The sequence below is a fragment of the Pseudomonas sp. FBCC-B1667 genome (genome assembly GCF_059133255.1).
On record NZ_CP101437.1, the window covers coordinates 2,621,620 to 2,635,801 of the forward strand.

Annotated in this window: 12 protein-coding genes; all 12 read right to left on the reverse strand. The window is 61.7% G+C overall.

Annotation, left to right across the window (positions count from 1 at the left end):
* Nucleotides 1-7: 7 nt before the first annotated feature.
* On the reverse strand, nt 8-802 hold the full coding sequence (locus NL116_RS11830; RefSeq protein WP_494377309.1) for a ChbG/HpnK family deacetylase: 795 nt from the start codon (nt 800-802) through the stop codon (nt 8-10).
* The gene (locus NL116_RS11835) at nt 774-1,988 is read right to left on the reverse strand and encodes a GNAT family N-acetyltransferase (protein WP_494377310.1); all 1,215 of its coding nucleotides are present in this window, start codon (nt 1,986-1,988) and stop codon (nt 774-776) included. The genes NL116_RS11830 and NL116_RS11835 overlap by 29 nt, the downstream gene beginning before the upstream one ends.
* Before the next feature lie 4 nt (nt 1,989-1,992).
* Entirely contained in the window at nt 1,993-2,679 is a 687-nt protein-coding gene (locus NL116_RS11840; RefSeq protein ID WP_494377311.1) for an N-acetyltransferase, read from the reverse strand.
* Nucleotides 2,680-2,761: 82 nt separating this feature from the next.
* Complete coding sequence (locus tag NL116_RS11845; RefSeq protein WP_494377312.1) at nt 2,762-4,681, reverse strand: hypothetical protein; 1,920 nt, start codon at nt 4,679-4,681, stop codon at nt 2,762-2,764.
* The gene (locus tag NL116_RS11850) at nt 4,678-5,982 is read right to left on the reverse strand and encodes a lipopolysaccharide biosynthesis protein (protein WP_494377313.1); all 1,305 of its coding nucleotides are present in this window, start codon (nt 5,980-5,982) and stop codon (nt 4,678-4,680) included. Before NL116_RS11850 ends, NL116_RS11845 begins: the two co-directional genes overlap by 4 nt.
* Nucleotides 5,979-6,980: a polysaccharide deacetylase family protein gene (locus tag NL116_RS11855; protein ID WP_494377314.1), complete on the reverse strand. Its 1,002-nt coding sequence runs from the start codon at nt 6,978-6,980 to the stop codon at nt 5,979-5,981. Before NL116_RS11855 ends, NL116_RS11850 begins: the two co-directional genes overlap by 4 nt.
* 12 nt (nt 6,981-6,992) lie before the next feature.
* Nucleotides 6,993-8,129 carry a glycosyltransferase gene (locus NL116_RS11860; RefSeq protein WP_494377315.1) on the reverse strand — a complete coding sequence of 379 codons (1,137 nt, stop codon included), beginning with the start codon at nt 8,127-8,129 and terminating at the stop codon, nt 6,993-6,995.
* Entirely contained in the window at nt 8,122-9,090 is a 969-nt protein-coding gene (locus tag NL116_RS11865; RefSeq protein WP_494377316.1) for a glycosyltransferase family 2 protein, read from the reverse strand. Before NL116_RS11865 ends, NL116_RS11860 begins: the two co-directional genes overlap by 8 nt.
* Entirely contained in the window at nt 9,087-10,454 is a 1,368-nt protein-coding gene (locus NL116_RS11870) for an O-antigen ligase family protein (protein ID WP_494377317.1), read from the reverse strand. The genes NL116_RS11865 and NL116_RS11870 overlap by 4 nt, the downstream gene beginning before the upstream one ends.
* The gene (locus NL116_RS11875) at nt 10,451-11,557 is read right to left on the reverse strand and encodes a glycosyltransferase family 4 protein (RefSeq protein ID WP_494377318.1); all 1,107 of its coding nucleotides are present in this window, start codon (nt 11,555-11,557) and stop codon (nt 10,451-10,453) included. The genes NL116_RS11870 and NL116_RS11875 overlap by 4 nt, the downstream gene beginning before the upstream one ends.
* Nucleotides 11,542-13,134, reverse strand: coding sequence for a GumC family protein (locus NL116_RS11880; RefSeq protein WP_494377319.1), 1,593 nt, complete (start codon nt 13,132-13,134; stop codon nt 11,542-11,544). The genes NL116_RS11875 and NL116_RS11880 overlap by 16 nt, the downstream gene beginning before the upstream one ends.
* A 17-nt stretch (nt 13,135-13,151) precedes the next feature.
* Nucleotides 13,152-14,180, reverse strand: a complete 1,029-nt coding sequence (locus NL116_RS11885; protein ID WP_494377320.1) for a polysaccharide biosynthesis/export family protein — start codon at nt 14,178-14,180, stop codon at nt 13,152-13,154.
* Nucleotides 14,181-14,182: the final 2 nt, after the last annotated feature.

Sequence of the window (14,182 nt, forward strand, 5' to 3'; positions counted from 1 at the left end):
TGATTTTTCATTCCAGAACGGCCTCCGCGCGCGCGCTGAACGACTTGCCCAGCACGGTGTAGGCGACGCGTTCCACTCCCGGCAAACGCCGCTCCAGCAGGGCGCTCAGCGACTCGCCCTGATCCAGATAAGCATCGCCAAAGTCAGCGCCGAGCTGATTGGGGTGCGCGACAATCTCCAGCAGCCCCTCCAGCGGTGGCGCGGCATCGCGCAGGTCAACCGGGGTGCACACATAGTCAGCGGTGGCCCCGGCCAGGTGAATCAACCGCCGATTGAGCAGCTCCTTGAACACGCGCTTGGGCAGGCTCAGGTTTTGCCCCAGGTTGCGCGCCAGCCGTACGGGCACCCCTTGACGGGCAGCGAAGCGGGCGACGATTTCACCGATGGGCCAGATGTTGTGTACGTGCTGATGGGAATCCAGATGGCTGGGGCGGACGCCGTTGTCCAGGCAACGCTGCCATTGCGCTTCGAGTTCTTCGAGCACCGCCGCACGATCCCGGCGACTGAGCCAGAGACGGTGACGGGGCAGGTTGAGGTCGAACACGCCGGCGCCGTCGCAAAATGTCCTGCGACCCAGAATCGACTGGCTCAAGGGCCGTCCATAGGTGAGGTTGAAGTGCAGACCGATTCGCCCTTCGAGCATCGGGTGCTGTGCCATCACACACGCCGCTTCGAAGGCCGGCATGTTGGCCATGGCCGTGGCGGAACTGATGACCCCGGCCTGAAAAGCGCCGAGGATCACCGCGTTTTCGCAGGCACTGAGGCCGAAATCGTCAGCGTTGACTATGACTTGGCGAGGCATGTTCGCCCTCCATGAGTGTTTTTGCCGGCTCGACGGCTTTGGCGACAGGCGCGGCAACCGGTGCGGGTTTTACCGCTGCCGCCGTACGCCGGGCTTTCCACTGTTGCCAGGCCGGTTTGAGTCGCTGCCAGAAGCGCAGGGCCAGCCCGAGTGCGAGACCGCTGGGCCGCCAGGAGTAGAAACTCCAGCGCCAGTGTTCCAGCTGTCCGGTCATGCGTTCGTGCAGTTGATGACTGGAGTTTTCCAGGCTGACCCGCGAGGCATCGATCCAGCGCCAGTGCTCGTCCAGCCCCCAGCGAATCCATTCTTCAAGCAGCACCCGGCCGCTGCCCAGATCGGCGTATTGCGGCAGGAACGCCAGGTTGTAATCGTAGAGTCGGCCCTGCTCCAGCAAACCGAGTCGGTAGCTGATGCATCGGCCGTCCAGTTCCAGCACCACCACCCGCACCAGCCCTTGTTTAGCGAGGGCGGTGAAGGCGCGGTCCATCCATTGCCGATGACGTTCGTCAGAGAAAATCCCGACGCCTTCGTCACCTTTCCAGCTCACCGCTTCGACTTCACTGATGGCCTGCAGCAACGGGCCCATGGTCAAGGCATCCGGGGTGATCCGTCGAACCTGGGCGCCACAGGCGGCGATGCGTTTACGCGCACGCCGCAATTTGTAGCGCGGGTCGCCGGACACTTCCTGATGGTCGGCCTCGCTGATCAAGTGCACCGGCACCCGGCAACTGAGCCGCCTTTCGCCGGTCGAGCTGTGGGCTATCCATTGCGTCAGCACACTTTCTTCGCCGACCGGTTCCGACAGCTCATTGAGTTGCAACAAGGCATGGGGCAGCCGTCGACGAATCTCGACCAAAGCCTTGCGCGTCTCCTCGGCGTCCATGCTAGTGAGTAAGGCCAGGCGATCGGCGAGGGGATAGCCCAAGTGATGCAGCACCCGAAACGGCAGCCCGGCGAACCGCTCGACGGATGCCACCAGCGGCAGGCACAACTGCAACTCATTGCCTTGCCAGCCCAGCAGCACGTGCAGGTGCTGCCCGGCAGTCAAAGCCTGTTCAGACGCGGCCATCCAGGCCAGCGTGTTGAACGGCGTGTGGTCCGTCACCCGCAGACGCAGCGCTTCGTAAGCCGCTGCCGGGAAGTCAGCGGCGCACAGTGATGTGCGCCATTCCAATCGTGCCGCCATAAGGTCAGGTCGCCGAGGCTGGGACAGGTTCTCGGGCGGGTTTGCGCAAGGCATCCAGCCGCGAGCCTGTGTAACGGGTTTCGCGGAAGAAGCGCCAGCCGAACAGGCTGTACACGTTCATGATCCGCCCTTGCTCCTGATACCCCATGCGAATGTGCAGCTTGAGGGCCGGAATGTTGTGGAACTCGCAGACATCTACCACCTTGTTGCAACCCTGGGCCAGCATGGCTTTCCACAGTTCCAGTTGGACGTCCACCGAGAGCGTGGTGCCCCAATAGGCGCGGGTCAGTTCGCCGCCGAATTCGAAAAACTCGCCTTGCTTCACCGGGAACCAGCAACCGTAGTAATGCTTGTCGTGATAGTTGCGCGCCGCGCCCCAGATAAACGCCACCGCATCGCCTTTATCGTCCAGGTGCATGTGTCCGGTGTAACCCTCGCGGGCCAGTTCCGCCATGGTCTCGACGCGATCACCGAAGTAACGGGTGAACGCCACGGCGTTCTGCGCGGTGATGGTTTCCACCCGCAATGGCGGATACGGCCGCAGTTTGTGCGGGGGGACCGGGCTGACCAGGTCGCGCTCCATCCACAACAATTCCTGGTGGAAGAACACGTAATGCTTCCAGATTTTCTTGAGCGTGGCGCTCAGGCCTTTTTGTTTGATGTTTTCACTGAGTTTGTGCAAAACACTCATGTCAGGTCTCCTGACGGCAGTGGCCGTGGTGGGAGTAATGCATCGCGCGGCAAGGGCCGGCGCGGCGAAGCAATTGAGGGTTTCATGAGGCACTCCAGCTCAGAGCGAACAGGGTTTCCCCTGGCAAGTCGAAGCTGACGTGCCCGTTCTGGCAGTTGAAAGGCGCGTCGCGGCTGCGGTTGTCCGCGCCGAAGTAGCGCAATGAACCCTTGAGCATCGGGCAGGCGGTGCCGGCGAGGCTCACATGTTGCAAACGCTTGGCTTTATTAACCCCCAACAGGCTGCGTTGATCGTCAGTGGCCATGGCCAGTGCATCGACTTCAAAGGCCTCGTTCTCCAGCCGTATCACGCTGGCAAGCCAGTGTTGCTGAATGAATTGCTGGGCAAAGCCCACCGGTTTCAATTCGAAATGATCGTCGCCCAGGATCTTCAACATGCCCTTGGGGTAGTTCGGTTCATCGGCGGCCTGGAACCAGTTGAGCATCTCCAGCAGACCGTCCTGGGACGAGTTGATGACGACCGATGCCCACCACATCGAAGCGAAATGGGTGTCCTGATCGTAAGGGCTCAGACTGGAACCGCTGGACAGGTTGGTCTGGTCAAGCAACAGGGCTTTGCGTGGTCGGCCCTTGCCGTCGCGGCCGACCAGGTCGGCCGCGCGACGCACGCTGTCTCGGTAGACCCGGGTCGCGAGCAGGTCGCGAATCATCCACTCGTGCCAGGCCATTGCGTCGACGTTATCGCCCGATTCCGCCAGCAAACGCCGGGCCCAATCGATCCCGCGTTTGTCGGCGGCGTTGTCGGCGAACGGGCCGTTGACCAGTCGTGAACTGGCTGGCATGGCGATGCGCACACCGGCCTTGGCGTTGGCCGGGTTGCTGCGCACTTGCCGGGCCATGCTGTTGAAAATGCTTTGGTACTGGGCGTAGCTCGAATAGTTGAGATTCGGCTCGTCAGCGAAACCAATGTAGTGCGTGCCCTTGCCACCGAGGGCGCGGGTCGAGGCGAGCCAGGCATCGAGGCCGGCATTGCTCATTGTATCGGCGCGCAGATCAGCCTGGCGTTGGCTGCCGGCCAGCAGCGTGATGTCCTGATAAATGCCGAAGCGGTCCTGATACACCTGGCGGAAGGCGTCTTCGTACTGCGGCTTTTTCGCCGTGACGTCGACAAAGGTGTAGTAGGCGCCGGCTTGCGGCTTGAGCGCATCAAGCACTGCATAACTGGAGGGCGGCGGCATCACGTAGGGCAGGGCGATGCCCAGGTTCGGCGTCGGGCCGAGCACGTCTTTGCCGAGTGTCAGGCGCACATCGCCCGCTTCTTCGCGCAGCGGTTTTAGCTGCTGCGGGTTTTGCGCGAACAGGTTGGCGGTGCCGTCGAGCCAGAACGCGACTTTGCCGCTGCCTTGCAGGCGCAGGCGCCACACTTGTTCGCTTGAGGTGACCGGTAATTCGACCTGGTCGAACTGCCAATAGGCCCGATACGGTTTCAGCGCAACCGACACCTGTTTGCCATCGCCCACCCGTTGCGCTTGCAGGACGCTCACGCCACCGTGGAACTTGCCGGCCAGCACCGCGTGTTCACCCGGTGCGACCTTGAAAAACAACTCGTCGCCGTCATGGGTTTCGGCGCTGAAATGCACCTTGGCCGGCGCGAACAACGCCACGGTGCTGTCGTCGTGCTCAACCTTGTAGCGGCGAAAGCTGTAACCCGGAATCTCCAGTTGATAGCTGGACGCACTCGGCGCCAACGGCCAGCTCTGGGTGCCGCTCAATTCACTGGCGGCAATCTTGCGCTCAGCCTGAAGCTTGCCTGTGCCGTCAAGCAGGTACAGCTGTTCTTCGTTGGCATCCGCCTGCCACGCCGGAGTCCAGCGCACTGTCAGTGTGTCGGGGTGATCCGCTTGCAGGTACAAGCTGCCGTCGCGAATGTCCGCCCAGCGCATCGGCCCGGCGTAGACGTCGAGCGAAAGCCCCAGGCTCACCAGCAGGGCGAAATACCTCATGCCGACTTCCTTTGCAGCATCAGTAGCATCGGCGTCACGTCGCTGGGCAGGATGATCAGGGTTTGCCAGACCGGCACGCCGCTCAAGCGGCAATACATCACCAGCAGCGCGACGGTCACCGCCAGATAAGCGATGGACGACGCGGCCGCCGCGCCGACGATGCCGTACGCCGGGATCATGACCAGGTTCAACGCCAGGTTAAGCAGGGCGCCCAGCCCCATCAACAGTGAGATGGTGCCGGGGCGATTCTTGCCCAGCAGATCCAGGCGCAGGATGCTCGCGTAGCACAGGCCAAGCAGCCCCGGCAGTAACGCCAGCAGTGCCGGATACGCCGGTTGATACGCCGCGCCGAACAGCGTGACGATCAGCCATTCACCGATCACCGCCATGGTCAGGCAAGCGCCGAGCATCACCGTCGCGGTCAGGCGCAGTGCCAGCGGCGTGACCTTGTCGATGCCTTCTTCCTGTTGCAGCAGGCGTTTCATCAGTGGCGTGGTCACCGCTTCCGGAACGATCAGCAGCAACTCGGCGGCGGCGCTGGCCATGGCGTAATGACCCAGCGCGGTACTGCCCAGCAGGGCGCCGATGAACAGGTAATCGGAACGCAGGATCACTTGCTGGAACAGCAGGTCCGGATGGCTGCGAGCGCTGTAGCGCAGCAGTTCATTCTGGCTGGCGCGGTCCCATTGCAACTTCAGCGGCTGATCGCGTTTGAGCCAGACCCAGCCGGCCAGCACCACCAGGCTGATGCCCGCCAGCCAACTGATCAGCGCCGCTTCGAGGGCCGACTCTTTCCACATCCAGAACAGCGCGAGGAACAGCAGCAGCGGCGCCAGGGATTCCACCAGGCGCAAGGCGTTGAACGCCACCACGCCGCCCGAGGCGTTGTGCAGTGTCAGCAATCCGCTTTTGAGTACGGTCATCGGTACCGCCAGCAACAGCAGCCAGGCGAGCAGGCCCAGTTGCGTGGTGATGCCCAGTTCGCTGCCGAATTCTCGCACCAGCGCCACCACCAGCAAGGTCAACATCGCCGCCAGCAGACAGCCAAACACCAACACTTGGCTTAGCAACAAACCCATCGGCCGCTGCTTGGCCGCTTGATAACCGACCGCCGAGTTCAGCCCGCCACTGGTCGCTGCGCTGATCAGGTCGGGCAGGGTGCTGAGCAGCGCAAATAAACCGCGCTCACTGGGGCCGAGAATCCGCGCCAGCAACACGTTGCGCAGCAGTCGCAGCGCGATCATCGCCAGTTTGGTGCCCATGCTCAGGGCCAGGTGCTTGAGGTAATGGCTACGGCTCATGCGCGGGCCCCGCGATACAAACGCCATGACAGCAATTGTGGATTGCGCGCCACGCGTTGGCTGACGCCGAAACGCGGCAGGTTCAAAGGGTCTTGATTGCCACGATAAATCCCGGTGCCGGTACCCAGTGCGAACGGGAAATCATGCAAGGCGACCTGATCGCGCACTCGCGCATCGTTGTCGCCATTGGGGTAGCAGTAGACCGGCAACGGCCGGTTGCAACCGTGTTGCAGGGCATCGCGGCTGCGGCTCAGTTCTTCATGCAAACGCTGATCGTCGAGGCCGGTAAGAATGGCGTGACTGGCGCCGTGCGGGCCGAAACGCACCAGCCCGGAGGACTCAAGCAAGCGCACCTGATGCCAGTCCAGCGCCTGGGGCAACGACTCCTCCGGACAGGCATCGGTCAGTTGATTCAGCGTCATCGGGCTCAGGCTTTTCAGGCTTTGCAGGAAATTCAGCAGCGCCAGACTGCGGCGTTCCTCATCCAGCTCCGCGAACGGCACCGGCAAGGGGCGACCGGCCTGTTGCAGCGACTCGATCAAGCGGACGCGGGCGGATTCGCCGTGGCTGCCCCACAAGGTTTCACCAATGCTTTCCCACCAGAACCGCTGACGGCTGCCGATGAAATCGGTGGAGAGAAAAATGCTCGCCGGCACCTGGTATTTTTGCAGCAGCGGGTAGGCATTCACCGCGTTGTCACGCCAGCCGTCGTCGAAGGTCAGGGTGATTTTCGGCCGGTCCGAGCGGATTTTTCCCGGGTGCAGAATCTCCATCAACGGCACGCAGTCGAAGTGCTTTTTCAGCCACACCAGCAAGTGTTCGAACGCCTTGGGGCCGACGCATAATTCGTTGCGATGGGGCAGGGCGGCGGCCTGGTCGTCGGCCAGCACCCGGTGCAGCATCAGGATCACTCCGGCGCCTTGCAGCTGATGGCGCCCGACCGGCGAGTTGAGGTAGAGCCAACCACTGGTGCGCTTTAATAGTTGTTTGATCGCCATGGCTCAATCCTTTCAACGATTCTGTTCTGGGTTCCACTGGGCGTAGCGCTGGCCGCGCAGGAACTGCCACAGACCGATGCTCATCCCGGCCAACGTCACCAGCAGGAATGCGGCGAGGCGAAAAGGCTTGGGCAATCGGTGTTGCGAATCCAGCAGGCCGGCGATGGCGATGGCATAACCGATCAGTTGCGCGATCAGGCTCAGGCGATAAAAACCGTGGTCATCCCACAGCCAGAAATTGCTCAGCAACAACGGCAACAACAGGATCGGTGCCAGACGCCGGATCAGCTTGTGGCTGATCAAGGCAATCGAATACAGGCCATGCTTGAGCGGATTGAGCAGCTCGCTGCGCTGCGCCAGGCTTTGCAGGCCGCCGACCGTGACGCGCTGGCGGCGACGGAACTGCTTGTCGGCTTCATCGACGCCGTGGTCGATCACTTGTGCCTCGGGCACATAGACGATGCGTTTGAAAGCGACCGGTGCGCAGGTGCTGATGAAGAAGTCGTCGTTGACCTCTGCCGGCACGTTCTGGAACAACTCGCGACGCAGGGCCAGCAACGCGCCGTCGGCGGAAACCATGCAACCGGTGCGATTCTCGACCCGGCGCAGCCAGCCTTCGTAATGCCGATACAGGCTGTCGCCGACACTCAGGCCACCACCCGTCACAGGGATCACCATGTGCCCGGCACAGGCGCCGACCTGCGGATCACTCAGCGGTGCGAGCAAATGGCCGAGGGTGTCGCGCGACCATTGGTTATCGGCATCGGTGAACACCAGTATGTCGCCAGTGCTCAGCGCCACGCCCGCATTCAGGGTCGCGGCTTTGCCCTGGCGGGGCAGGTCGAGCACGGTGATGCGCGGGTCAATCACTTTGCGTGCGCAGGCCACGGTGTCATCGGTTGAACCGTCGCTGGCCAGAATGATCTGCAACGAAGCCGGTTGATAATCCTGGGCGAGCAGGGTGCGTAGCTTGTGTTCGATGTGCCGCGCTTCGTTGTGGGCGGCAATCACTACACTCACGTTCATCGGCTCCGGCGCGCCATGACGCCGCGCCGCGAACATCGGCGACAACAGCGTCAGCAACAAGGGATAACCGAGGTAAGCGTAAACCGGGAGCAGCAGGCACAACCAGAAAATGAATTCAGCCACGAGCAGGCCTCCTGGCATTCCAATGACACAGGCTGAGAACGAGTGCGGCCCCGGCCAGGTGCAGGCGCACCCAGTGCAGGCCCCAGAGTTGCAGGGTCAGGCCGATGTCGCGGTGTTTGCGGCTCTGGCGCAGGCTCATGATCAGCGCCGGTACGGTGGTGATGGCCAGCATGACCGCCGCGTGATGCGGAAAACCGTCGCACAGGGCAGAGATCGCCAGCAAATCGAGAAACCACGCCCCCAGCGACAACAACGGAAAACGCAGCAGCCGCAGGCTTGCGCCATGGGTGCGGAGCAATTGCACATGGCTGCTTTGGCGCCACATTTCCTTGCCCATCCACTCGCGCCAGTTCATTTCATAACCCCAATGCAGGGCCACGCATTCATTGACCGCGAGGATCCGCGCGCCGGCCTGGTGCAGGCGCAGGGTGAAATCCTTGTCCTCGCCGGTGCGCAGACTTTCGTTGAAACCATCCACCTTGTCGAACCAGCTGCGACGCATCAGCAGGTTGGAGCTGGGCAACCAGTCCACCGGGCGAGAGCCCTGGGAAGAAGGACGCAGCGTGCGACGTTGCCAGGCTGTGGCGTACCACGGCGCTGCGGCTGGGGTGTGCAAGTCCAGGCCGAACACATCGGCCTGCCCGTTGCTTTCGATAGCGGTCAGTTTGGTCAGCCAGTCTTCGGGCATTTCGACGTCGGCATCGATGAACGCCAGCCACTCACCGGTGGCAATGGCGGTACCCCGATTGCGCAGGGCACCGATCAGGATCCCCGGCTGCACCAACACCTCTGCACCGAACTGCCGGGCAATCTGCGGGCCTTCATCGTGCGAGCCGTTGTCGACCACGATCAGCTCACAGTCCAGACCGGCTGCGTGGGCGGCTTTTTGCGCGGCCAGTAACGTGCGGGCAATGTGGTGAGCTTCGTTGTACATCGGAATCACAATGCTGATTCGGCTCATGCCTTGGCCTCCCTGGGCGGGCTTTCTTCGGCTTTCAAACGCAGCACGCTGGTCAGGGCGAGCATGATCCATACGTACTTCTGGTTCGGTGCACTGAGGAACATCAGGAACAGGGTCAACGACAGAAAACTCATCGCCAGGTGCGTCATCAAGTCAGCCTGGTCCCGGTTGTTTCGCTGCATCCAGACACGACGGGCGCGGATCAGGTTGTACAAACCGAGGGCGAGCATGCCCACGAACAGCAGGCCGGCGGGAATCCCCAGTTCACTGAAGATTTCCAGGTAGGTGTTGTGGGCGCGGCGGTACAGGTCGCCGATTTTGCGGTTGGCCGAAAACGCCTTGGCGTAACCGGTGGTGGCGTAGTGCAGCGGGAAGGTGCCGGGGCCGGAGCCGAGCAGCGGGTTCTCGCGGATCATCGCGCTGCCGACCACGATGTACGAGGCACGGCGACCGAGGGATTCGTCCTGACTCTTGGCCCCCGCGCTCAAGATACTCAGAGACTGGATGCGGGCGACGTAACCGGCGGGCATCGCATAGATGGCCAGCGGAATCACGATCACCACGGCGAGCATGGCAAACCCCAGGTGCCGTGGGCGGATACGCGTCAACTCGGCGCGGTAGTGCCAAGCGCCGATCATCAGGCTGAGAAACAACACCACCAACCCTGAGCGCGATTCGGTCTTGGTCATGCCGCCGAGCAACAGCAGGCAGCAACCGCCCCAGACCAGACGATGCAACAGGTTCGGGCTGCGGATCACCAGCCAAAGGCCGAGCGGCACGGCGAAGGCGATCAGCATGGCGAAGGCGTTCGGGTCTTCGAGCAACCCGGCGGCGCGCCCCTGGTCCTGATATTTGCTGGAGAACATCGCCAGCACGCAGGTCATCGTGACGCTGGCGGTGACCAGTTTGGCGAACAGGTCCAGGTTCAGGTCACGGCCAATCAGCAGGGTAATCACAAACAGGATCAGGCCGACACTCAACTCCCGCAGATGCCCCAACGACATGCCGATGTCATCGGTATTGAGCAGGCTGAGCAGGTACAGCACCAGAAACCAGATCAGGTAGCGCCAGGTATTGCTGCGCAGGCGTTCGGACGGAATCTGCCGCAGGGCCAGTTGCAGCATCAGGATCACTGCCAGCGACGCGCCGATGAACTTGGTGCCCGACAGCGAACTGTCCTTGAAGAACCCTTCGAACGGTACCAGCGCCGCGATGCCGAGCAGACCCCAGGTGGGTTTGCGGTACAGCAGTGCGACACCGACCAGGCCCAGCACCGCCCCGGGCGCCAGAAAGGGATAAGGACTGGCCAGCAAACCGAGGCAGACCAGGCCGAGCAGACTGACGATCGAGAGCGGAAAGATCACGCGCGTGCCTCCCGTGCAGTACGGATATAAAGCTGCGACCAGCGTTCGGCCAGGGCCTTGAGGTCGTAACGATCCAGTTGGGTACGTTTTGCGTTGTCGATCAATTGTGCAGCCAGTGCCGATTCCGTCAGCAAGGTGTCGATCTGGCGGGCGAGGGCGGCGCTGTCGGCCGGTGTTGCCAGCAAACCGTTGTGCCGGTCTTGCAGCACATCGGGAATGCCACCGACGCCAAACGCCACCACCGGCACCCCGGCCTGCATCGCTTCGAGCAGAATCATCGGCGTACCTTCGGTGCGCGAGCTGATGACCAGCGCATCGAGTTGACGCCACCACGCCCCCATGTCGATCTGATAGCCCGGCAAGGTGATGCGCGTTTGCAAACCGGCGGCGTTGATCCGTGCCAGCAGCGTTTCCCGTTCCGGGCCGTCGCCGAGCATCACGGCGTCCAGTTGCGGGTGTTGCTGGCACAACGGGATCAGCGCATCGAGAAACAGGTCCGGGCCTTTTTCACTGCTCAGGCGCCCGACGTAACCGGCCAGCCAACGCTGACGTTCAACGTTGGGTGACAGCAGCGTCGCAGCGGCGGGCAAACCATTGGGAATCACCTGCAACTTATCGGCCCGCACACTGGCCTGACGGCACAGCGTAGCGATGCTTTCGGCGACGCAGACCACGCGATTCACCGAAGCCGTGCGGCACAGTTGCAGGCTCAGCCAGGTGTAAAACTTCTGCTTGCGACTGCGCGGGGTGAACCCGTGCTGGGTAATCACCAGCGGCAAACGCAACAACGTCGCGCCAACCCAGCCAAACAACAGGCCCTTGAAATTGTGCGTGTTGATCAGCGGCTGTTCTGCCCGGCGTTGACGCAAATGCGCGAGCAATTCCCCCAGCCCCGCGCAGCCACGGCAATTCACCCCGGCCTCACGAAAGCGTGTGATCAGTTCTGGCGGCGCATCGAGAAACAGCACCTGGTGCTGCCCCGGCGTCGCCAGACAATGGTCGAGCAGCATCCGCTCAGCCCCATAGAATCCACCGCTGCTGAGCAAATGAATGATCGGCAGGGCGGTGGCAGGGTTGAGCGGCGCGTTCAATTGCGCACCCAATGGACGAGGCTTGGCACGGACCAGTTCTTGTGCGGATTGATCGGGTCGTCGTTTTGATCGTTGATCACCAACAGCACTGGCAAGCCCAGTTCGTGGGTGATTTGCGCAGGCGCCTTGAAGCGGTGATCGAAAAACTCACGCACGTACACCAGGGCAATCGCCAGCAACAGACCGGTGAGCAAGCCGAACGGGATGATCAGGAACGGCTTGGGAAACGCCGCTTCGGTCGGTTCGTACGGCGGGCTCAGGACACGGGCGTTGGACAGGTCGTTGTCCAGCGAACGGGCGGTGCTGCTTTCGGCAAAGCGCTGAGCGTAAGTCGAGAACGCTGCGTGCAAGGCGTCAATCTCGGTGTCCATCTGCCGCAGTTTGCTCTGGGTTTCCTGCAACTGGTGGATGCGGTTCTTGAACTCGGCAATACGCGCGGTCTTCTGGTCGATCACTGAGCTGACAATCGCCAGGTCGTTGGTGCGTTCCTGAATCCGGTTGCTCACCACTTTCAAAAACTGCTGACGGGTGCGACTGATCTGCTCACGGGTCAGCAACATCGGTTCACTGTTGGGCTGGAAGATGGCCAGGTCGTTCATGTAGCGGCTGACCTGATTGGTCAGTGCCTCACCCATCTGTTTGATCTCGCGATCTTCAAATGCCACGTTGTCCACGGTGGTGGTGAAGGTGTAGGGGAAGGTGTAGTCGTTGAGCTTGTTATTGCTGGCGGCGGCCAGGCTGGTTTTCAGGTAATCAAGCCAGCGTTGGCTTTGCAGGCGGCGGTCCTGATACAGGTTGAGCGCTTGCTCCTCGGTGTTGATTGCGTTGAGGCGAAAGGTGATTTCTTCTTTCGGATCGGACGAGCCGACGCCTTCGAGCAACGCCAGCCGTGTGCCTTCCAGGCCATCAAGGCGCACCTGATATTGGTGCTTCTTGGTTTCGTAGAAGGTTTGTGGCAGGTCGATCGATTGCAGTTCCTGACGGCTGGCCAGGTAGTTTTGCAGCAAGGCCGCGACAAACTGCGTGCCTTGATGCGGATCACCGAAGCTGTAGATGATCGAGATCACGTTGGACCCCGGCAGGGTTTCAATCTTCAGTTTGTCGATGGCTTCCTGAGTCAACGCGTCCAGCGTGGTATCGCGCACCGGATCGGTTTCCATGCCCAATGCGGTTTTCATCGGGTTGATCACGTACTCGCGCAGCGGGGTGGTGACAAAGCGTTTGAACGGTTGGACCACCAGTGTGTTGAACACGCCGGGGGCAGGGGAGTACTCGCCCTTGTCGCGCAGCTCGCTGATGGTCTGCCGGATCAGGGCCGGGGAGCGCAGGATATTGCTTTCGGTTTCCATGTCGGCCAGCGATGGCGGAATGAAGGTGGCGTTGTCCACGGTCAGTGACGTGGTGGCGTCACCTTGGGAGAGTTTTTTCGACTGCACGATGACTTGCGCGGTGATGTCGAAGCTCTGTTTGAGCATCAGCGGCAAGACCAGGGCGATCACTGCAAAGACCAGGAATACCCGCTTCACCAATTGCTTGTTGGCGAAGAAGATCCTGAAGAACTCATGCAGGTAGTTTTCCTTTGGATTCATGTCGGGTCACCTGAGAGTCAGTTGTTGTTATTGCTGTCTTTGTCGTCGACGCGGTAGCCGAAGCTGAAACCCACACCCTGGAACAACACGACGTCTGCCAGTTGACGCGCAAGCTCACCGGCGCTGGCCAGTTTGGTCTTGGGCACGAAGAGCATGTCGTCCGGTTGCAGGTAGGCGATTTGTGAGGCATCGCCGGCCAGGGCTTTTTCCACGTCGTAATGCACGGCCTTAACCTGATTGCCGTTGCGGCGCATGATCACCACCGAATCGAGCCGCGCCTTGGCATTGCTGCCGCGCGCCAGGGTCAGCGCTTCAAGCACCGAGACCGGTCGGCGGATCGGGTAGGAACCCGGCTGGCCGACTTCACCCAGCACATAGATTTCGTTGCCGGCGGTGGACTTGAGCAGCACGTCGACGGTCATCCGTCCTGGCAGATCGGCGTAGCGCTTGTTGAGGAAGGTCTCCAGTTGGTTGACGGTCATGCCTTGCAGTGGCACGGCGCCGATTTCCGGGAAGCTCGCATAACCGTCAGTGCCCACGGTGATTTCCCGGCTCATGCCGGTAGCGGGGTGGTTCAGGGCACTTTTGAGGTTGGATTCGTTGCTCAGCGGGCTGATGACTTGCACCGTCAGCTGGTTGCGGTTGGGCTGGAACAGCTGCTTGCGCTGATAGGCCCGCTGGATTTCCTCACGTGCCTGCTCGCTGGACAGCCCGGCGATCTTCACCGAGGTGTTGGCGCCCGGCAGTTCGATGGTGCCGTCGGGCAGCACCAGTTGATTGCCGTTGAGCTGACTGGCGGCGGTGAAGTTCAGCCCGATCTGGTCACCGGACTGGATGCGGTAGGCGTCCGAGCCGCTGGTGCTGATATGGAAGATCACGTCCAGCACGTCCTGTGGCCGCAAGGTCTGTTCGACCTTGGGCATGTCGGTGGCCTGGGCGTTGGCCGGTGAGGCCGTGAGGATCTGCACCGGCATTTGGGTTTCGGTCGAATTGCTGGTGCAACCTGCAAGCGGCAGCAACAGCAGGACAAGCATTCTGGCGTTCATGG

Coding starts and splice junctions, on each gene's coding strand:
- NL116_RS11845 (WP_494377312.1), bottom strand. CDS start 4,681: ATGAGGTATTTCGCCCTGCTGGTGAGCCTGGGGCTTTCGCTCGACGTC.
- NL116_RS11865 (WP_494377316.1), bottom strand. CDS start 9,090: ATGAGCCGAATCAGCATTGTGATTCCGATGTACAACGAAGCTCACCAC.
- NL116_RS11855 (WP_494377314.1), bottom strand. CDS start 6,980: ATGGCGATCAAACAACTATTAAAGCGCACCAGTGGTTGGCTCTACCTC.
- NL116_RS11835 (WP_494377310.1), bottom strand. CDS start 1,988: ATGGCGGCACGATTGGAATGGCGCACATCACTGTGCGCCGCTGACTTC.
- NL116_RS11830 (WP_494377309.1), bottom strand. CDS start 802: ATGCCTCGCCAAGTCATAGTCAACGCTGACGATTTCGGCCTCAGTGCC.
- NL116_RS11880 (WP_494377319.1), bottom strand. CDS start 13,134: ATGAATCCAAAGGAAAACTACCTGCATGAGTTCTTCAGGATCTTCTTC.
- NL116_RS11850 (WP_494377313.1), bottom strand. CDS start 5,982: ATGAGCCGTAGCCATTACCTCAAGCACCTGGCCCTGAGCATGGGCACC.
- NL116_RS11840 (WP_494377311.1), bottom strand. CDS start 2,679: ATGAGTGTTTTGCACAAACTCAGTGAAAACATCAAACAAAAAGGCCTG.
- NL116_RS11885 (WP_494377320.1), bottom strand. CDS start 14,180: ATGAACGCCAGAATGCTTGTCCTGCTGTTGCTGCCGCTTGCAGGTTGC.